17 protein-coding genes and 1 tRNA gene are annotated in these 17,981 nt (G+C 44.7%); 15 read left to right on the forward strand and 3 right to left on the reverse strand.

Translation table 11 applies throughout. From position 1 onward, the window contains the following. Window positions 1–12: 12 nt before the first annotated feature. The 5 genes from BN3282_RS06675 (at window position 13) to BN3282_RS06695 (ending at window position 4,499) form a co-directional block, all read left to right on the forward strand. Window positions 13–693: a response regulator transcription factor gene (locus BN3282_RS06675; protein ID WP_059070320.1), complete on the forward strand. Its 681-nt coding sequence runs from the start codon at window positions 13–15 to the stop codon at window positions 691–693. Next, complete coding sequence (locus tag BN3282_RS06680) at window positions 690–2,204, forward strand: sensor histidine kinase (RefSeq protein WP_059067689.1); 1,515 nt, start codon at window positions 690–692, stop codon at window positions 2,202–2,204. The genes BN3282_RS06675 and BN3282_RS06680 overlap by 4 nt, the downstream gene beginning before the upstream one ends. A 155-nt stretch (window positions 2,205–2,359) precedes the next feature. After that, a complete protein-coding gene (hisH, locus tag BN3282_RS06685) occupies window positions 2,360–2,965 on the forward strand; it encodes an imidazole glycerol phosphate synthase subunit HisH (protein ID WP_059067690.1) in 606 nt (201 codons plus the stop codon). 13 nt (window positions 2,966–2,978) lie between these two features. After that, entirely contained in the window at window positions 2,979–3,740 is a 762-nt protein-coding gene (hisF, locus tag BN3282_RS06690) for an imidazole glycerol phosphate synthase subunit HisF (protein WP_059067692.1), read from the forward strand. An 87-nt stretch (window positions 3,741–3,827) separates the two neighbouring features. Beyond that, window positions 3,828–4,499, forward strand: a complete 672-nt coding sequence (locus BN3282_RS06695) for a uracil-DNA glycosylase (RefSeq protein WP_059067694.1) — start codon at window positions 3,828–3,830, stop codon at window positions 4,497–4,499. A 108-nt stretch (window positions 4,500–4,607) separates the two neighbouring features. On the opposite strand, the gene deoC is transcribed toward BN3282_RS06695, so the two are convergent. Further along, window positions 4,608–5,243, reverse strand: a complete 636-nt coding sequence (gene deoC, locus BN3282_RS06700) for a deoxyribose-phosphate aldolase (RefSeq protein WP_059067696.1) — start codon at window positions 5,241–5,243, stop codon at window positions 4,608–4,610. Window positions 5,244–5,501: 258 nt separating this feature from the next. On the opposite strand from deoC, the gene BN3282_RS06705 reads away from it, so the two are divergent. Beyond that, window positions 5,502–5,572 (forward strand) — tRNA-Gly (locus BN3282_RS06705). Between the two features lie 365 nt (window positions 5,573–5,937). Here BN3282_RS06705 and BN3282_RS06710 read toward each other — a convergent pair. After that, the gene (locus BN3282_RS06710; RefSeq protein ID WP_059067698.1) at window positions 5,938–6,342 is read right to left on the reverse strand and encodes a type II toxin-antitoxin system HicB family antitoxin; all 405 of its coding nucleotides are present in this window, start codon (window positions 6,340–6,342) and stop codon (window positions 5,938–5,940) included. 317 nt (window positions 6,343–6,659) lie between these two features. Between BN3282_RS06710 and BN3282_RS06715 the strand changes: the two genes are divergently transcribed. The 3 genes from BN3282_RS06715 to BN3282_RS06725 are packed head-to-tail and all read left to right on the forward strand — an operon-like array spanning window position 6,660 to window position 10,300. Then, on the forward strand, window positions 6,660–7,370 hold the full coding sequence (locus BN3282_RS06715) for an ABC transporter ATP-binding protein (RefSeq protein ID WP_059067700.1): 711 nt from the start codon (window positions 6,660–6,662) through the stop codon (window positions 7,368–7,370). Further along, on the forward strand, window positions 7,357–8,913 hold the full coding sequence (locus BN3282_RS06720) for a COG1361 S-layer family protein (RefSeq protein ID WP_059067702.1): 1,557 nt from the start codon (window positions 7,357–7,359) through the stop codon (window positions 8,911–8,913). Before BN3282_RS06715 ends, BN3282_RS06720 begins: the two co-directional genes overlap by 14 nt. Further along, complete coding sequence (locus tag BN3282_RS06725) at window positions 8,870–10,300, forward strand: ABC transporter permease (protein ID WP_059067703.1); 1,431 nt, start codon at window positions 8,870–8,872, stop codon at window positions 10,298–10,300. The genes BN3282_RS06720 and BN3282_RS06725 overlap by 44 nt, the downstream gene beginning before the upstream one ends. Window positions 10,301–10,340: 40 nt before the next feature. Here the strand turns inward: BN3282_RS06725 and BN3282_RS06730 are convergent, their stop codons facing one another. Then, entirely contained in the window at window positions 10,341–10,604 is a 264-nt protein-coding gene (locus BN3282_RS06730; protein ID WP_059067705.1) for a hypothetical protein, read from the reverse strand. A gap of 244 nt (window positions 10,605–10,848) precedes the next feature. Here BN3282_RS06730 and BN3282_RS06735 point away from each other — a divergent pair, with 244 nt between their 5' ends. The 6 genes from BN3282_RS06735 (at window position 10,849) to BN3282_RS06760 (ending at window position 17,820) form a co-directional block, all read left to right on the forward strand. Beyond that, window positions 10,849–11,541, forward strand: a complete 693-nt coding sequence (locus tag BN3282_RS06735; RefSeq protein WP_059067707.1) for a response regulator transcription factor — start codon at window positions 10,849–10,851, stop codon at window positions 11,539–11,541. 15 nt (window positions 11,542–11,556) lie between these two features. Then, the gene (locus BN3282_RS06740; RefSeq protein WP_059067709.1) at window positions 11,557–12,411 is read left to right on the forward strand and encodes a sensor histidine kinase; all 855 of its coding nucleotides are present in this window, start codon (window positions 11,557–11,559) and stop codon (window positions 12,409–12,411) included. 100 nt (window positions 12,412–12,511) lie between these two features. Beyond that, entirely contained in the window at window positions 12,512–13,192 is a 681-nt protein-coding gene (locus BN3282_RS06745) for an ABC transporter ATP-binding protein (RefSeq protein ID WP_059067711.1), read from the forward strand. Beyond that, window positions 13,185–15,743 carry an ABC transporter permease gene (locus tag BN3282_RS06750; RefSeq protein WP_059067713.1) on the forward strand — a complete coding sequence of 853 codons (2,559 nt, stop codon included), beginning with the start codon at window positions 13,185–13,187 and terminating at the stop codon, window positions 15,741–15,743. The genes BN3282_RS06745 and BN3282_RS06750 overlap by 8 nt, the downstream gene beginning before the upstream one ends. 119 nt (window positions 15,744–15,862) lie before the next feature. Continuing rightward, window positions 15,863–16,918 (forward strand): PTS sugar transporter subunit IIC, encoded by a 1,056-nt coding sequence (locus tag BN3282_RS06755; RefSeq protein WP_059067715.1) that lies wholly within the window; start codon window positions 15,863–15,865, stop codon window positions 16,916–16,918. A gap of 149 nt (window positions 16,919–17,067) precedes the next feature. Then, window positions 17,068–17,820, forward strand: coding sequence for a GTP pyrophosphokinase (locus BN3282_RS06760; RefSeq protein ID WP_059067717.1), 753 nt, complete (start codon window positions 17,068–17,070; stop codon window positions 17,818–17,820). The last annotated feature ends 161 nt before the right edge of the window (window positions 17,821–17,981 follow it).

Below are 17,981 nucleotides of genomic sequence, written 5' to 3' on the forward strand. Positions count from 1 at the left end.
AGACGGTGCAGTATGGAAAAAGCAAAAATTTTGGTTGTGGATGATGAAAGCAGGATGAGAAAGTTGGTAAAAGACTTCTTGGCAAGGGAAGGATATGTTGTCTTAGAAGCAGGGGATGGTATGGAGGCGATGGATATCTTCTATGCCCAGCGGGATATTGCGCTTGTTATTCTAGATGTTATGATGCCTAAAATGGATGGATGGCAAGTGTGCAGGGAAATACGTGAAGAATCAAAAGTGCCGATCATCATGCTGACTGCACGGGCAGAGGAACGGGATGAATTACAAGGATTTGAACTGGGGGTTGATGAATATATATCCAAACCCTTCAGTCCCAAGATCTTAGTGGCAAGAGTAGGGGCGATCTTGAGGAGGACCCGTGGAGCAGAAGCAGGGGAAATGCTTGAGGCAGGTGGGATCGTGATTGATAAGACGGCACATATCGTGAAGATCGATGGACAGGTGATAGATTTAAGTTTTAAAGAGTTTGAACTGCTTGCGTATTTTGTGGAGAACCAGGGCGTTGCGCTGTCTCGGGAGAAGATCCTGAATAATGTCTGGAATTATGATTATTTCGGAGATGCGAGAACGATCGATACACATGTGAAGAAACTGCGCAGTAAGCTGAAGGATAAGGGAGATTACATCCGAACGATCTGGGGGATGGGATATAAATTTGAGGTGGAAGAATGAAAGGTTCCATCAGAAGTCAGATCACGGCGATCTTTATAGGGGTAATTGTATGTATTTTGGCAGGGATGTTTGTGATCAATTCTGGCTTTCTGGGACGGTACTATGTGGTGCATAAGGAAAAAGACCTGATCGAGACATACGAGGTGATAGATGGTGCTCTGTCTGATGGAAAATTTACATCGGCAAATGTACAGGATAAGGTGCTGAATCAGTCCGAGAAGACGAATATTGATATATCGATCATGGACACGGCAGGAGGAAATATTATATTTTCTACGATCAAGGATGAAAGAGGACTTCTTTTTGCCAGGATGTTAGGGTACTTTTTTGATAAAAACCAGGATGAAGGGATGGTGTTGGAGAGTACAGAAGACTATCAGATACTGAAAGCCACCGATTCAAAGAATAAGACAGATTATCTGGAAATGTGGGGATATTTTTCGGATGGTTCCTTCTTTACGATGCGAAGCCCGTTGGAAAGTATACGGGAGAGTGCTGATCTGGCTAATACATTTCTGATCTATATCGGTATGATGGGAATCTTGCTTGGAGGCATTTTAGTCTGGTTTTTCTCAAAGAAGATTACAAAACCGATCCTGGAGCTTGCAGAATTGTCGAGGAGGATGGCAAAATTAGATTTCGATGCAAAATATACGAGCGGAGGCAGTAATGAGATCAGGATCCTGGGCGAGAGCTTTAACAGCATGTCCAAGCGGCTGGAAAAAACGGTATCAGAGTTAAAAAGAGCAAATAATAAGCTCTTAAAAGATATTGAACAAAAAGAAAAAATCGAAGATATGAGAAAAGAATTTTTGGGAAATGTCTCACATGAGTTAAAAACACCGATCGCTTTAATACAAGGCTACGCGGAAGGATTGAAAGAAGGCGTAAATGATGACCCGGAAAGCCGTGAATTTTACTGTGATGTCATCATGGATGAGGCAGGCAAGATGAACCAGATGGTGAAAAATCTGCTGACGTTGAACCAGTTAGAGTTTGGCGATGACGATTTGGAATTTGAGCGTTTTGATATTGTAGGATTGATACGGGGTGTTGTCGCGAGCTGTGAGATTTTGATACAGCAGGCACAAGCCCAAGTGTCCTTTGTGGCAGAGTCGCCGGTCTGTGTCTGGGCGGACGAGTTTAAGACAGAGCAGGTAGTGCGAAACTATCTGACCAATGCGATCCACCATGCAGAGAACGAAAAACGTATAGAGATCCGTGTGATCCCGGGAAAAGATACGGTCAGGATCACGGTGTTCAACAGTGGAAAACCGATTCCCGAAGAAGACCTGTCAAAGCTGTGGGATAAGTTTTATAAGGTGGATAAGGCGCATACGAGAGAATATGGAGGAAATGGAATCGGCTTGTCGATCGTCAAGGCAATCATGGAATCTTTCCATCAGGATTATGGAGTGCGAAATTTTGACAATGGAGTAGAATTCTGGTTCGAACTAGATACGAAATGTGCGGCGGATGAGGAGGAATGCAGAAAGCGGATGTCTGAATAGAGACGTCCGTTTTTTAATGATGTGCCTGGTTGTGTACGTTTTGATAAGTTGGATAAGAGTAAACAGCGGCATGGAAAATAAACAGATTTGCTGTCTTTTCTTATCAGAATGAGTATGGTATCATTCTAATAGTATGTGATGGGAGGACAGAAAGCATGATTGCGATAATCGATTATGATGCGGGGAATATAAAGAGTGTGGAAAAGGCTCTTGTGCATCTGGGACAAGATGTGCTTGTCACAAGAGAAAAAGAAGTGATCCAAAAGGCGGATAAGGTGATCCTTCCAGGCGTAGGCGCCTTTGGGGACGCAATGAGAAATTTAAGGCAGACCGGACTGGATACAGTGATTCGGGAAGTGGTGGACAAGGGAATCTTCTTTTTGGGTATTTGCCTGGGGCTGCAGGTCTTGTTTGAGAGCAGCGAGGAGGCGCCTGGAGTACCGGGATTAGGAATTTTAAAGGGAAATATTTTGCGTATACCTAAAGAAGAAGGTTTGAAGATTCCGCATATGGGCTGGAATTCCTTGTGTTTAAAAAACGAAGGCAGATTATTTCGAGGGATAGAGGCGGATCCGTATGTATATTTTGTACATTCCTATTATCTGAAAGCAGCGGATGAAAAGATCGTGAAAGCATCTGCAAAGTATGGTGTATCGATCGATGCATCTGTAGAACAGGGAAATGTGTTTGCATGCCAGTTTCATCCGGAAAAGAGCAGTGAAATGGGACTGAAGATACTGAAAAATTTTGTGGAACTTTAAACAGGAGGCAAAAATGTTTACAAAAAGAATCATTCCCTGTCTGGATGTGCATGCGGGGAGAGTTGTAAAAGGCGTGAATTTTGTGGATTTAAAAGATGCCGGGGATCCGGTGGAGATTGCTAGGGCTTATGACAAGGCAGGAGCAGATGAACTTGTTTTTTTGGATATCACGGCTTCTTCTGATGCCCGCGAGACTGTAGTGGACATGGTGAGAAAGGTAGCGCAGTGTGTGTTTATCCCTTTTACAGTAGGAGGAGGAATACGGACGGTGGAGGATTTCCGCGCCCTATTAAGAGAAGGGGCAGATAAGATTTCTATTAATTCTTCTGCCATTAATACGCCGGAATTGATACATGATGCGGCAGAGAAATTTGGGAGCCAGTGTGTTGTGGTCGCTATTGACGCAAAGAAAAGACCCGATCAAAGAGGATGGAATATATACAAAAACGGTGGCCGTGTCGATGTAGGCATAGATGCCGTAGAATGGGCGAAAAAGGTGGAAAGCCTGGGCGCTGGAGAAATCCTTTTGACCAGTATGGACTGCGATGGGACAAAAGCAGGGTATGACCTGGAACTGACCCGCGCGATTGCAGAACAAGTGGATATTCCGGTGATCGCTTCCGGCGGTGCGGGAGAGTTGTGCCATTTCAAAGAAGCGTTGACAGAAGGAATGGCAGATGCGGCTCTGGCGGCATCGTTATTCCATTATAAAGAATTGGAGATAAAAGAAGTAAAAGAATACCTAAGAAAAGAAGGCGTCTCTGTTCGTTTGTGATACATGCCTGTGCGGACAAGCGTTTTCATTGCTCCAGCCGGAGACAAGCGCCGGCTGTCTGAAAGAATGGTAAGGAGGAACAATACGATGGCAGGATTAACTGGGGACTGGTATGACGCTCTGAAAGGGGAGTTTGGAAAGCCTTATTATAAAAAACTGTTTCAGACAATCAATGAGGAATATAAGACGAAAAGGATCTTTCCGCCTGCGCAAGATATATTCAATGCGTTTCACCTTACGCCTCTGCATGATGTGAAGGTCGTGATCTTGGGACAAGACCCTTATCACAATTATGGACAGGCACATGGGCTGTGTTTTTCAGTGCAAAAAGGTGTGGCAGTTCCCCCTTCACTGGTCAATATTTATCAGGAACTGCATGACGATATGGGATGCACGATCCCACAGCATGGATGTCTGACGAAGTGGGCAAAACAGGGAGTGCTTATGCTCAATACAGTACTGACGGTACGTGCACATCAGGCGAATTCTCATCGGGGATTAGGGTGGGAAGAATTTACAGACGCGGCTATCCTTGCGCTGAATAGCCAGGACAGACCGATGGTATTTATTCTTTGGGGCGCTCCGGCGCAGCGAAAGAAGCGGATGTTGAATAATCCGAAACATCTAATCCTAGAAGCACCGCACCCGAGTCCTCTTTCGGCATACCGCGGCTTCTTTGGAAGCCGACCTTTTAGCCAGACGAATCGTTTCCTGGAAGAACACGGCATAGAGCCTGTAGACTGGCAGATTGAAGAATAAAATACTCCTTTAGGAAGAGGCGAAAGACAAATATTCTTCCTAAAGGAATATAGTAAAAATGTATATGTAAGAAGCAGAAATTTCACTTATGGACACAGATTGTGAGGTCTATAAAAGAATGATGCCGTTGCCGGCTCCGATCCGATCCGCTCCGGCGTCGATCAAATCTTCTGCGAATGTACGGGTGCGGATACCTCCGCTTGCTTTTATCTGCAGTCGATCGCCTACGGTTTTTTTCATCAGTTTTATATCTTCTACTGTAGCTCCTCCGGTGGAAAAACCGGTAGAAGTCTTGACAAAGGCGGCGCCTGCTTCTTCAGAAAGCTGACATGCTTTCACTTTTTCTTCTTCTGTGAGAAGACAAGTCTCAATGATTACTTTGACAATGGCTGGTTTGGAAGCGTCCACGACGGCCTTGATGTCATCTCTTACACAATCCCAATCTTTATCTTTTATAGCTCCAATGTTGATGACCATATCGATTTCAGCGGCTCCTGCCTTGACTGCTTCGGAGGCTTCAAAAGCCTTTGCTGTAGTCATCATGGCTCCCAAGGGAAAGCCGACTACACAGCATGTCTTGATTTTTGTGCCTTTTAATTCTGAAGCTACGAGCGCGGCGTGACAGGTATTCACGCAGACAGAAGCAAAACCGTGCTCCTTGGCTTCTTTGCAATAGCGGATGATACTTTCTTTGGTAGCATCTGCTTTCAACATAGTATGATCGATCTTCTTTGCAATATCCATTTTTTTCTCCTACCTTTTATAGTAAACTATTTTCCTTGCCGGACAAAGCCCTCCTGAAAGGGATATATTACGGAAGTCCAGATGGGGATGGTGTTTTTCGGAATCTGCATAAACAGATACTCACTGTATGTTTATTATAGCACAGAGAAGTAAGAAATAGTTTTCTTTTCTCAACAGGACAGCCGTATACAAGATCTATGCCGCAGATGTAGAAAAATACTTGCAATTTTAACACGGAAGTATTATAATATTTCCCATGCAGATGTAGTTCATCGGTAGAATACCAGCTTCCCAAGCTGGGGAGGCGGGTTCGATTCCCGTCATCTGCTTAATAGAAGCCGTAAGCGTTGAAAATACAGCGTTTACGGCTTTTTTTGATACTCATACAAGGAAAATTTAGATTCCGGCAAACATAAACAAGTGAGGTAGAAAAAGCCCTTGATCCATTCCTGGGGCGTATGTTCCGGTTTTATATGCAGTCAGAATTGCAAAATCTATCATCCAGTTATCAACATAGCAGAGTGTCCATTGTCGTATTCTTCCGTAGCAGGAGGATAAACCCCTTAAGGATTACGACTGTTCTGTTTGTGATGACTGTCTAAAGATGATACAATATTTTTGCAGAGAAATGTGTATAGCACATCTAGTACATCTTCAGATGTATGGCCCGCTCCTGTTGGTGCAGGAGCGGTTTTTAATTTTTACGAATTTTTTGTAATAACGCTTCTTGTAAAATTTGAGAAAAATTTACATTTAGTTCTAATGCAGCTGCATTTAACCACGCTGGAAGTGTAACAGTGCGATTTACAGATTTATTGACATTAGCCATACGTATAGACGGCATATATACATCAATTAAAACAACGCGCTCGTTCTTTTCTACTGTAATGTCAGATAACCGAGTAGGAGTAGGAAGATCTTCACCATCTTTCTCAATTCCAAACATCACACATCCAAGCAATTCACGAGCGGATAAAAGCGCATCATTATCATTGACACCGCTTGTAGCGACATCTAAATCGGGAAATACAACAGCAATTTCCTTTCCTTCCTCATAAGTAAAAACAGCAGGATAAAAATAACGTTCTATTTTTTTCATGGTATTTCTCCAATCTATAATTTTAATAGTCGGGGCTACCTAAACTGTAGCCCCGACTGTCTTTCTTAATACTTCCCTTGAAGAATAACTTTTCATGTATCATTCTCTCTTGACGATATTATAATAACACATATAATTATATTTGCCAATAAGCGGCAACACATTTACAACAAAAATGCCCACAAACAGCGAAAATACGTTGTAAAAAATTAAGAAATTATTAAATAATTTCACATACAAATATTACAAATTATTTTTTAAACTAGAAAGGTAATAGAAGCCTGAAAAGGGAATAGAAAAAGAAAAGGAGGGGTGGTGTGAGGAAGATCATAGAAGTAAAGAACCTGTATAAGCTCTACCGTGTCGGTGACTCTGCTGTACGGGCGCTGGACGGTGTGGATTTTGCAATATATGAAGGGGAGTTTTGCGCTATTGTCGGAACATCAGGTTCCGGCAAGTCTACACTTTTAAATATGCTGGCAGGACTGGAAAAACCGACAAAAGGGGAGATCATCATAGACGGACAGCATATAGAGGGTCTGAAAGAGGATGCGCTGGTAAAATTCAGGAGGGAAAACGTAGGCTTCATTTTTCAGTCGTTTCATCTGATCGGTACGATGAACGCATTAGAAAATGTGGCCTTGCCGCTGAATTTTAGAGGAGAAGCCAGAGACAGCCGTCTAAAAAAGGCAGATAAGATGCTGGATCTGATGAAACTTACGAAACATAAGAAACATATGCCCAACCAGATGTCAGGCGGGCAGCAGCAAAGAGTAGGAGTAGCGCGCGCGCTTGTGACAGACCCGAAGATCGTGTTTGCTGACGAGCCGACAGGAAATTTAGACTCTCATACATCGGAAGATGTCATGCGTCTCATGCGGAAAATTGTGGAGGAACAGAAACGTACACTTGTGATGGTCACCCATGACAATCATCTGGCCCAGTATGCAGACAGAGTATTCCACATCATAGATGGGAAGATCGTAAAGATAGAAAACTTAGGAGGGAAAAACCATGAAAATTATTAAAAGGACAGTCAGTATGCTTTGTGCAGCCGTATTGTTGGCAGGCGTACTTATGCCGTCAGGAGTCAAAGCGGAGAGTAAGGCGATCCCGCAGATCAAGCTTTCCATAGGAAACGGGCAGAGCACGCCGACCTATCAGGCAGGACAGTCAGTGAAGTTAGAACTGCATATATTAAATCAGGGCACAGCACAAGCCGAGAACGTAACGATAACCCCTGCCCTGGAAAATGCCGCGGACTGGCCTTTTGAGATCGAAAGCATGAACTACGAAAAGAAAATACAAAACGCCATAGCAAGCGGACAGGAAGAGACGGTTTCCTGGGATTTTAAGGTACGTTCTGATGTGGAAAGTAAATCGTATCGGCTGAATTTTGTGATCACATATGATGACGGAACGAATGAATATGAAGATGACAAGAAATATATCTATGTCAAGGCGGTGGCAAAAGAAGGGGAAAAACCACCTGCTCCACAGGGTGGAGGAGAAAAACCGGGCGCGGGAGACGCAGGCAGTTCTGGTACGGATGGAACAAGCGGCAGTGACAGCCAGATTTACGGGATGGACGGCGGAATCGTTAACGGGGATCCGGTTGCATCCGGAGGAGACACGGGAAGCGCAGGAAGCGCGTCGATTCCCCGTGTGATCGTGACCGGTTTTAGTACGGATCCGGGTGAAGTAAAGGCGGGCAGTGATTTTAAACTGGTGGTACATGTAAAGAATACAGCGACATGGACAGGGGTATCTAATATGCTGTTTGATTTTCAGGCGCCTTCTTCCGGTACAGAAGCAGCAGCGGAAGCACCGGCATTTCTGCCGTCTTCCGGGTCTAGCTCAGTATATCTGGAGAACATCCCAGCGGGGGAGACAAGAGACATCACGATCGACCTGAATGCAAGGGCGGATTTGGTGCAGAAACCTTACAGCATTGTCATGTCTATGAAATATGAAGATGGAAACCAGGCGCAGTATGAGGGAAATTCCAGTCTTGCGATTCCGGTCAAGCAGGCAGCAAGATTTGAATTCAGTGAGATCAAGATCGCTCCGGAGAGCATCGCGGTGGGAGAAGAAGCAAATATCACTTGCAGTCTGTATAATACCGGACGGATCAAACTTTATAATGTGAAGGCAAAATTCCAGGGCGACGGGATCGAAGGTGAGGAGATTTTTATCGGAAATCTGGAATCTGGAGCAACTGGTACGATCGATGGGATCATTACAGGCACTTCCCAGACGGAGGGAGACGGAACATGCAAAATGGTCGTCAGCTATGAAGATGAGGCAGGAAAAGCCTCTACTATAGAGAAAGAATTCGTTCTGACTGTGATGGAGCAGGCAGAACCTGCGGATATGGCAGAAATGATGCCAATGGAAGAGGAAAAAGGCTTCCCGGTCCTGCCGGTAGTGATCGCGGCATTACTTCTGCTTATTGTAATCGTTGTGATCGTGGTGCTCAAGATGAGAAAGAAAAAGAAGATAGCAATAGAAGAGGAGGAACTGCTGGATGAGGTGGACCGATTTATTGAGGATGAGCATATCGAGCCTTAAACGCCGGAAGCTGCGGACTTTTCTGACAGTTCTAGGGGTTGTGATCGGTACGGCTTCTATTGTGGTCATGATTTCTCTGGGACTTGGCATGCAGGAATCTATGTACCGGGAGATCGAGCAGTCAGGGGGAATGACCAGTCTGACTGTCACAGGCAAGCAGTCAGATACGGGCATGTACAGCTATTCTTCTATGGAGGGTGAAGAAGAGTCTGATAAGTATATTACGGATGAAGTGATCGCACAACTGAGAGAACTGGATCATGTCAAGAGTGCAGAGCCAATCCTGAGTCTGAATGCGATAGCGCTGAAAGGAAAATATATGGGGTATCTGGACTTAAGAGGAATGACGCCGGGAGGCCTAAAGCAGCTGAAGTTAAATTTGGCTCCGGGTGGAAAACTTCCCGATCCTGACAGTCCCAATTTAGATCTGATCGTGGGAAATGGTGTGATCCAGTCTTTTTATGAAGAATCTACAGGAAAAGGGTATTGGGAAACCGGAGAACTGCCGGATATTGATTTTATGCAGGATCAGTTGTTTTTGATCCTGGATGAGAGCACATATTTTCAGTCTAAAGAAAGTGCGAGCATGGGATTAGGAGAAGATGGAGGTCAGGCTTCACAGGATGGAACAGGTGGAACGGGAACGGCAAAAAAAACAGCGAAGAAGTATGTGGTAAAGGCGAGCGGAGTCATAGACGGTGATGTCAATGCGTATAATGCGAATTATTATTATGTCTATTGTGATCTGGATACATTAAAAGATATGCTGAAAAAAGAATTTCGGGGGAGCGTGATCCCTGGACAGCCCAGCACTAAATCCGGAAAGCCATACAGTAAGTTTGTCTATTCTTCTGCGGCCGTACAGGCAGATGATATGGATCAGGTGGATGCGTTGTCTGCCCAGATCCGGGAAATGGGCTATAATGTATCTACCAACGCAGAGTATATGGAAAGCATGAAGAAGCAATTTGCCATGGTGCAGGCGGTGCTGGGAGGGATTGGCGCGGTATCCTTGCTTGTGGCAGCAATCGGAATTGCCAATACGATGATGATGTCTATCTATGAAAGGACGAAAGAGATAGGCGTGATGAAAGTGATCGGCTGCAGCTTGAAAAATATTCGGCAGATGTTCCTCTTAGAAGCGTCGTTTATCGGTTTTGTAGGTGGAGTGATCGGAAATATCTTAAGTTTTCTGATGTCCTTTGTCATTAATTTTTTGACAGGAAATGGAAGCGCCGTCGGACTGGACGGAAATATCTCCTATATTCCGATGTGGCTTGTACTTGCCTCTCTTGCGTTTGCTGTCCTAGTCGGCATGACGGCGGGATATTTCCCGGCTCTCCGGGCTATGCGCCTAAGTCCTCTGGCGGCAATCCGAAATGAGTGATATAAAATAGGCAGAGAGTGCCTATATGTGGCGGCAAAACTTATTCTTCTATGATCTGGATCTCCAGGTAATCAAAGTCAATAGAGTCTACGAAATTATCTTGATAGAAACGAGCTTTGTCATGCCGTTTGAATTCAGCGATCGTACTATCCAGCCAGATCGGCTTGCTTAGATCAAACTCATAACAGATGGCATCCAGTGCATGAAAAATCTTGTGTGTGCGGGTGTCATCTGTCTCATCACAGATTACAGTATCTTTAACCATTCGGTTGTCTTTCCACTCTTTTCCCCATAGACGAAACATACTATCTTCCTTTCTGTCTGGTGTTTTCAATCATATATGAAGACATTCTATCATACTTTATGAACAGGCTCAAGGAAGACAAGATGATAAAATCTTTTCGGAGGTCAAGGGGATATTTTTTCTGGTAGTAGGAAAATACTTCCTGTAAAATAAAAATATTCCGCTGAGCAGGAAAAAGTATGTTACTATAGAACTGCCGTGTTAAAAGTATTATGTAAATAGATAGAAAAAGCAGAGGAAAAATATGACAGAGATATTACTTATAGAAGATGATAAAGGGCTGCGCGAAGGGATTGCCATTGGTCTTGGAAGCAAAGAATATCATTTTACAGGCTGTACGACGCTTGCGCAGGCGAGGGAGACTGTGCGGAAGAAAAAGAAGGAGTATGATCTGGTGATACTGGACTTGAATCTTCCGGATGGAAGCGGATATGATTTTTTGAAAGAATATAGGCAGCAGACCGATGGCCCGGTACTGATCCTGACTGCCAATGATCTGGAAATGCAGGAAGTGATGGGGTTTGAACTGGGAGCGAATGATTATGTGACAAAACCATTCAGTTTGGCGATCCTGCGTGCCAGGATCGCCAATCTTATCAGAAATCATACGAGGCGGGAACAGGCGGTATATGAAAGAAGCCGATATGAAGATGAGCATTTATATCTGGATACCAGAGGGTGGGAGTTCAAAAAGGACGGGCAGGAGATCATCTTGAGTCGGACAGAGCAGAAACTTCTGGGGATCTTGCTGGAAAACAGGGGGAATACAGTGCCGCGGGAACGTATGCTGGAGAAGATCTGGCAGGATGGCGCTGAATATGTAGAAGAAAATGCCCTTTCCGTGGCTGTCAGCAGACTGAGAGCCAAAGTAGAGGAAGACCCGTCTAAACCACGCCATATTCTCAATGTGTATGGGATCGGGTATGTCTGGAAATAGAGAGGAAACAGAAAAATGGGCAGATATGTAGGAAGAAAGACATTTGATGTTTTGAATCAGATGCTGGACGGAGCGCTGGACGGAACTTTTACAGAATCAGATTATGACGAAAGTGAACTGTCAAAACTAGAAGCGAAATGGATGCATTTCCTAAGCGCTTCTGCCCTTGGCAGGGAGACGATAGAAAAAGAAAAACAGTCTATACAGGAACTGGTTTCTGATATTTCCCATCAGGTAAAGACGCCGATCGCCAATCTTCTGCTGTACGGAGAAATCTTACAGGAACGGCTGAACGGCGAGGAAAAAGAGATGGCAGAACATTTGTTAAAGGAGACCAGACGGCTGGAATTTCTTATCCAGTCTCTTGTAAAGATGTCCCGGCTTGAGACGGACACGATCCAGTTACTTCCCAGGGTGCAGCCGCTTATGCCGCTTTTAGAAGGTGTGTTGGAAAGAGGCGAGAAGAAGCGGCGAGAAAAAAATATCCAGATCCAAAAGAGTGGATGGGAACAGGCACAGGAAGCCTGCTTTGATCAGAAATGGACAGAGGAAGCGGTATATAATATTCTGGACAATGCGCTGAAATATACCGGAAAAAATACACGGATCACGATCCGGGTGGAAGTCTATGAGCTTTTTGTGAGGATTCGGATACAGGATGAAGGCCCAGGTGTGAAAGAAGATGAAGCGCCGCTTTTATTCAAGAGATTTTATCGGAGTCCTCGTTTCTGCGAACAGGAAGGCGTGGGACTTGGACTCTATCTGGCGAGGGAAATCTTGCGAAAAGAGGGAGGATATATCAAGGTCGCTTCTCCAAAGGAAGGAGGCTGCGAATTTTCTGTATACCTAAAAAGGCGTTCAGTACAGTGACAAAAACAAAATCTTTCGAAAATGAAAGATTTGGGAAAGGGGATAGAAAGAGTCGTGTGATATAGTCTTTTTATAGTGAAATATAAGGAGGCCTAAAAGAATGGAGACGATTCTAAGGACACAGGATTTAAAAAAATATTATGGGACCGGAGAGAACCAAGTACATGCGCTCGACGGCGTGACACTCTCGATCAGACAGGGAGAATTTGTGGCTGTGGTAGGTACTTCCGGTTCCGGGAAATCGACACTTTTGCATATGCTGGGCGGATTGGACAGACCTACTTCCGGGAAAGTATTTGTGGACGGAAAAGATATCTTTCAACTAAAAGACGACGCACTGTGTATCTTTCGGCGAAGAAAGATCGGTTTTGTATTCCAGAGTTATAATCTGGTGCCGGTGTTAAATGTGGAAGAAAATATCACCCTTCCTATTGAACTGGACGGCAACCGGGTAGATAAAAAATTTGTTCGAGAGATTGTGCAGGTGCTGGGGCTTACAGATAAGCTGAGAAGCCTGCCAAGCCAACTGTCCGGCGGACAGCAGCAGAGAGTGGCGATCGCCAGGGCGCTGGCAGCGAAACCGGCCATTTTGCTTGCCGACGAACCTACCGGGAATCTGGATTCCAATACAAGCCAGGACGTATTAAGTCTGTTAAAAGTGACAAGCGACCAGTTTGCGCAGACCATTGTCATGATCACCCACAATGAAGAGATCGCGCAGATGGCAGACCGGATCATACGGATCGAGGACGGCAGAATACGAGGTGGCTCCTATGCGTAGAGTGAAAAATCAAAAAGTATTAAAAAAACTTTCACAGAGGATCGTACAATCTAGAAAAAAGAAAAATATCATCAGCCTTGCCGCGATCCTTTTGACTACGATCTTATTTACGACTGTTTTTTCTGTAGGAGGCAGTCTGCTAAAAAGTAATACGGAATCTACGCTGCGCCAGGTGGGCGGCAGTACACATACCGGATATAAAAATATGACATGGGAAGAATACGAGAAAGTAAAACAGGATAAAGCGGTAAGAGATCTCTCCTATAATATCATGGTAGGGGTTACGACGAACACAGAATTGAACAAGATCCAGGGCGAGGTGCGTTACTTTGAACCTTTAGATGCAAAACACAGTTTTTCCTATCCGACTGTAGGAAACATGCCAAAAAAAGAAGAGGAAGCCGCTATGAGTACGATCGTGCTGGACGCGCTCGGAGTCAGACACGAAATCGGGGAGAAACTGACGTTGGATATACAGATCCACGGAGTTGTGCAGACAAAAACATTTACATTGTGCGGATATTGGGAAGGAGATTCTGTCTCCCGCGCGCAGGAGATCCTGGTATCCAAGGAATGGGCGGAAAAGGTGGCGCCTATAGAGACAACACCTTTCTATGAAACAGACCAGACAGATTACAGCGGATATATGAATGTAAATTTCAATTTCTCGAATGCCTTTGATATTGAGAAAAAGACAGTAGAACTGACGCAGCGCTTAGGCTTCGATCCGAATAAAGTAAATACAGGCGTGAACTGGGCGTATGGGTTTTCTTCCGTGGATGTCAGTTCTATCCTTATGCTTGTTGTCCTGCTGGGGCTGATCATGCTTTCCGGATATCTGATCATTTATAATATTTTCTATCTGAATATTTTCCGCGATATCCGATTTTACGGTCTGCTCAAGACAATCGGGACGACCGGAAAACAGCTGAAAAAGATTGTCAGAAAACAGGCATGGCAGCTTTGTCTGCTTGGGATTCCGGCAGGACTCCTGCTGGGCTGGCTGACCGGAAGATTTTTTACTCCCTTTGTGGTCAATATGCTGGATGGTGTGCTCCTGCGGTATTCTGCCAATCCTCTCATCTTCATAGGCTCGGCGCTGTTTACCATCCTGACGGTTTATATCAGCTGTATCAAGCCCTGCCGGATGGCGGCAAAGGTATCACCTATAGAAGCCGTTCGGTTTACAGAACAAAGCAGGAAAAAGAAGAATAAGAACAAGAAGACAAAGAGAGCCACGCCTTTTCGTATGGCGATGTCTAATCTGCGGAGAAATACGAAGGAACTGGTATTGGTCGTTTTTTCTCTCTCGCTGAGTCTGATCTTGCTGAACAGTGCCTACACGATTGTGACAGGTTTTGATATGGACAAATTTTTGTCTTCTTATCTGGTATCCGATTTTATGGCGACAGACGTCAGTATGAAGAATCTTTCTCTTTCGTATGTAGAGTATGAAGGCGTGACAGAGGAATTTCTGTCAGAGTTACAGGAACAAGAGGGCGTGGAAAATATCGGACATGTCTATGTCTGTGGAAACGATCATGTCTATTCGGACGCAGAGTGGGAACGGCTGGAAACGATCATGGAAGATCCTGCCTACGCAGACTGGTTTGGAGATTATCATCTGCAGGAATCCTTTGATAATCTCAGAACAGACCGTACGACAGATACAGATATATATGGCGTCAATAAAGAAGCGGCAGATAAGATTATATTGGCAGACGGTCAAAAAATGGATTGGGAGAAATTTCGTACCGGCAAATATGTGATCGTGAACGCCATGGACAGTACAAACGATGGAAAAGTTACCTTCCATAGCCCGTTCTTAGAACCGGGGGATACAGTGACGCTGGAGTTTGAAGAAGGAAAGGCAAAGGAATATGAGGTGCTGTATGTAGGGCAGATGCCGATGGCGATGGGAACACAGATGTTTCCATTGATTCCGGAAAGCTTTATACTGCCGGATACGGAGATGAAAGAGCAGACCGGAGTCAGGCAGCCTATGCGGACGATCTTTGATGTGGAAGACGGACAAAGAGAGGCAGTCGGGAAGTGGCTGGCAGACTATTGTGAAAATGTGGACCCGAACATGGCATACGGCGACAAAGCCGAATATGAGAAAGAATTTGATGAAATGCGGAAAGTATTTGTGATCGCGGGCGGACTACTGAGCGTGATCCTTGCCTTGATCGGAATTCTGAATTTTGTCAATGTGACCGTGACTTCTATTCTTGCGCGCAGGCAGGAACTGGCTATGCTAGAAGCGATCGGGATGACCGGGAAACAGCAGAGGAGTATGCTGCGGGACGAAGGGATTATGTACGGGATCCTGACGATACTGGTCAGCGCCAGCGCAGGAAGCGCGATCGGATATTTCCTCGTGGAGACAGTGGCAGGGCAGATGTGGATGTTCAGCTGGCATTTTACTCTTCTGCCTATTCTGCTCTGTATCCCGCTTTTACTGGCAATCTCCGTGGCTGTTCCGGAAATATGCTATCGGAACGCATGTAAAAATACAGTGGTAGAACGGCTGCGTATAACACAAGAGTAGAGAAAGACAGACAGATAAGACCGGTGTGGGGAAAGATCCTGCACCGGTTTTTGTCATATACTTTTTTTCTCCTTTATGCTAAAATAAGCAGGAATATTCATAAATGGGAGTGCAAAAAGATGAAAAAGCTGTTAGACAGGATCTTTATTGATGGACTGAGCGGAATGGCGCACGGGTTATTTGCTACTTTGATTATTGGAACGATCATTCAGCAGATAGGAACTTTTTTAGGCGGAAATGTGGGAGAACTCATCTTCCTTACAGGAAAGACGGCGGCGGCAGTCACAGGAGCGGGAATCGGAATCGGTGTGGCAAGGAAATTAGAGGCGCCGCAGCTGGTGATCATCTCGGCTGCTGTTGTCGGTATGACGGGCGCTTTTGCTGATAAGCTGCTTGCAGGCAGTATAGTAAAGGACGGAAGCGTGGTGCTGGCGGGACCGGGAGAGCCACTGGGGGCTTTTATCGCGGCATATGTGGCGATAGAGATCGGGATTTTAATCTCCGGCAGGACAAAGCTGGATATTCTCCTTACTCCTCTGGTATGTATCGGAACGGGGACGGCCGTAGGGCTGTTTTTAGGACCGCCTATATCGAAATTTATGATGTGGCTTGGTTCTTTGATCAACTGGGGAACAGAACAGCAGCCCCTGCTGATGGGAATGGTGGTATCTGTCCTGATGGGGATGATCTTGACACTTCCCATCAGTTCAGCCGCATTGGGAGTAATCTTGAATTTATCGGGTCTGGCAGCCGGAGCGGCTACGATAGGCTGCTGCTGCAATATGATCGGATTTGCCGTGGCAAGTTACCGGGAAAATAAACTGGGAGGCCTATTGGCACAAGGGATTGGAACTTCCATGCTGCAGGTTCCGAATATCGTAAAAAGGCCGGTCATCTGGCTGCCTGTGATCTTATCCAGCGCCATATTGGGACCTGTGGGTACCATGCTTTTACATATGACCAATAATGCTACAGGCTCTGGTATGGGCACGGCCGGTCTGGTGGGGCCTATCATGACATGGCAGGTCATGACTGCCAGTGAGCCTGCTATGATCGTATTTACGAAAATCCTCTTGATCCAATTTATCCTACCTGCTGTTGTAACCTTGCTCCTCTCAGAATTTATGCGTAAGAAAAAGTGGATCCGGTATGGAGATATGAAACTCACAGATTAAAGGAAGATTCTAGTTTACCATGAAGAACGGGCTGTCTGTACAAAAGGCATTGTATGGGGAGTCCGTATTTATAAAAAAAGAGTGAACTCTATGACAGAAAGTACAAAATATGGTATAATACAAAAGTATGAAAGGAGGGGAAAGACAAGGTGAAAAGTGAGCAGCAGATTCAGGATGCGTTGAAAAATTATGAAGACGTCGATAGCTGGAAAACGGTTATTTTTCTATATAATGCCGCATTAAAAGAAGTGGGCACAAAATTAGAGATATTGAACGAAGAATTTCAGCATGTACATAGATATAATCCTATCGAACATATAAAAACTCGTATCAAAACGCCGGAGAGTATTGTAAAAAAACTAAAAAGAAACGGATATGAAACTTCCATTGAAAATATGGTGAAGTATATCAATGACATCGCCGGGGTGCGTCTCATTTGTTCTTTTACCTCAGATATTTACCGTTTGGCCGAAATGATAGGAAATCAAAGTGATTTAAAGGTTTTGTCTATCAAGGATTACATAAAGAATCCGAAAGAGAGCGGATATAAGAGTTATCATATGCTGGTGTCGGTACCTATTTTTTTGTCGGACAGCGTTGTAGATACGAAAGTAGAGATACAGATCCGGACGATCGCGATGGACTTTTGGGCGAGTCTGGAGCATAAAATTTATTATAAGTTTGAAGGAAACGCGCCGGAATATATAAGCCGGGAACTGAAAGAATGTGCACAGATGGTTTCCGAGTTGGATGATAAGATGCTGTCTTTGAACGATGCCATCTTAGAGTACGCAATGAATGCCAGGTCAGAGCAAGAGGAACATATTTCGGTGGAAGACGTCGCGGAGCATGTTCTGGGCAATAAAGAAAAACAGAAAACACTGCAGTTTGTACAGAAGTAAACAGTAGGTGTAAAATGATACGCCTATATTCAGTTTTAGCAGGGCTGAAAAATGTAAAATAGGACAAAAAACGTAAAAAGCACAGGAAATCCTCAAAAAAGCGCGGATTTCCTGTGTTTTGTCATATTCCGGGAACTTGACCGGGTTATGGGATTCACGTA

It is taken from the genome of Mediterraneibacter massiliensis (assembly GCF_001487105.1).
GTDB lineage: Bacteria > Bacillota > Clostridia > Lachnospirales > Lachnospiraceae > Mediterraneibacter > Mediterraneibacter massiliensis.

What these genes read in the sequence shown, in the direction of transcription:
- BN3282_RS06675 (WP_059070320.1), top strand. Translation starts at nt 13, where the DNA reads ATGGAAAAAGCAAAAATTTTGGTTGTGGATGATGAAAGCAGGATGAGA.
- BN3282_RS06680 (WP_059067689.1), top strand. Translation starts at nt 690, where the DNA reads ATGAAAGGTTCCATCAGAAGTCAGATCACGGCGATCTTTATAGGGGTA.
- hisH (WP_059067690.1), top strand. Translation starts at nt 2,360, where the DNA reads ATGATTGCGATAATCGATTATGATGCGGGGAATATAAAGAGTGTGGAA.
- hisF (WP_059067692.1), top strand. Translation starts at nt 2,979, where the DNA reads ATGTTTACAAAAAGAATCATTCCCTGTCTGGATGTGCATGCGGGGAGA.
- BN3282_RS06695 (WP_059067694.1), top strand. Translation starts at nt 3,828, where the DNA reads ATGGCAGGATTAACTGGGGACTGGTATGACGCTCTGAAAGGGGAGTTT.
- deoC (WP_059067696.1), bottom strand. Translation starts at nt 5,243, where the DNA reads ATGGATATTGCAAAGAAGATCGATCATACTATGTTGAAAGCAGATGCT.
- BN3282_RS06710 (WP_059067698.1), bottom strand. Translation starts at nt 6,342, where the DNA reads ATGAAAAAAATAGAACGTTATTTTTATCCTGCTGTTTTTACTTATGAG.
- BN3282_RS06720 (WP_059067702.1), top strand. Translation starts at nt 7,357, where the DNA reads ATGAAAATTATTAAAAGGACAGTCAGTATGCTTTGTGCAGCCGTATTG.
- BN3282_RS06725 (WP_059067703.1), top strand. Translation starts at nt 8,870, where the DNA reads ATGAGGTGGACCGATTTATTGAGGATGAGCATATCGAGCCTTAAACGC.
- BN3282_RS06730 (WP_059067705.1), bottom strand. Translation starts at nt 10,604, where the DNA reads ATGTTTCGTCTATGGGGAAAAGAGTGGAAAGACAACCGAATGGTTAAA.
- BN3282_RS06735 (WP_059067707.1), top strand. Translation starts at nt 10,849, where the DNA reads ATGACAGAGATATTACTTATAGAAGATGATAAAGGGCTGCGCGAAGGG.
- BN3282_RS06740 (WP_059067709.1), top strand. Translation starts at nt 11,557, where the DNA reads ATGGGCAGATATGTAGGAAGAAAGACATTTGATGTTTTGAATCAGATG.
- BN3282_RS06745 (WP_059067711.1), top strand. Translation starts at nt 12,512, where the DNA reads ATGGAGACGATTCTAAGGACACAGGATTTAAAAAAATATTATGGGACC.
- BN3282_RS06750 (WP_059067713.1), top strand. Translation starts at nt 13,185, where the DNA reads ATGCGTAGAGTGAAAAATCAAAAAGTATTAAAAAAACTTTCACAGAGG.
- BN3282_RS06755 (WP_059067715.1), top strand. Translation starts at nt 15,863, where the DNA reads ATGAAAAAGCTGTTAGACAGGATCTTTATTGATGGACTGAGCGGAATG.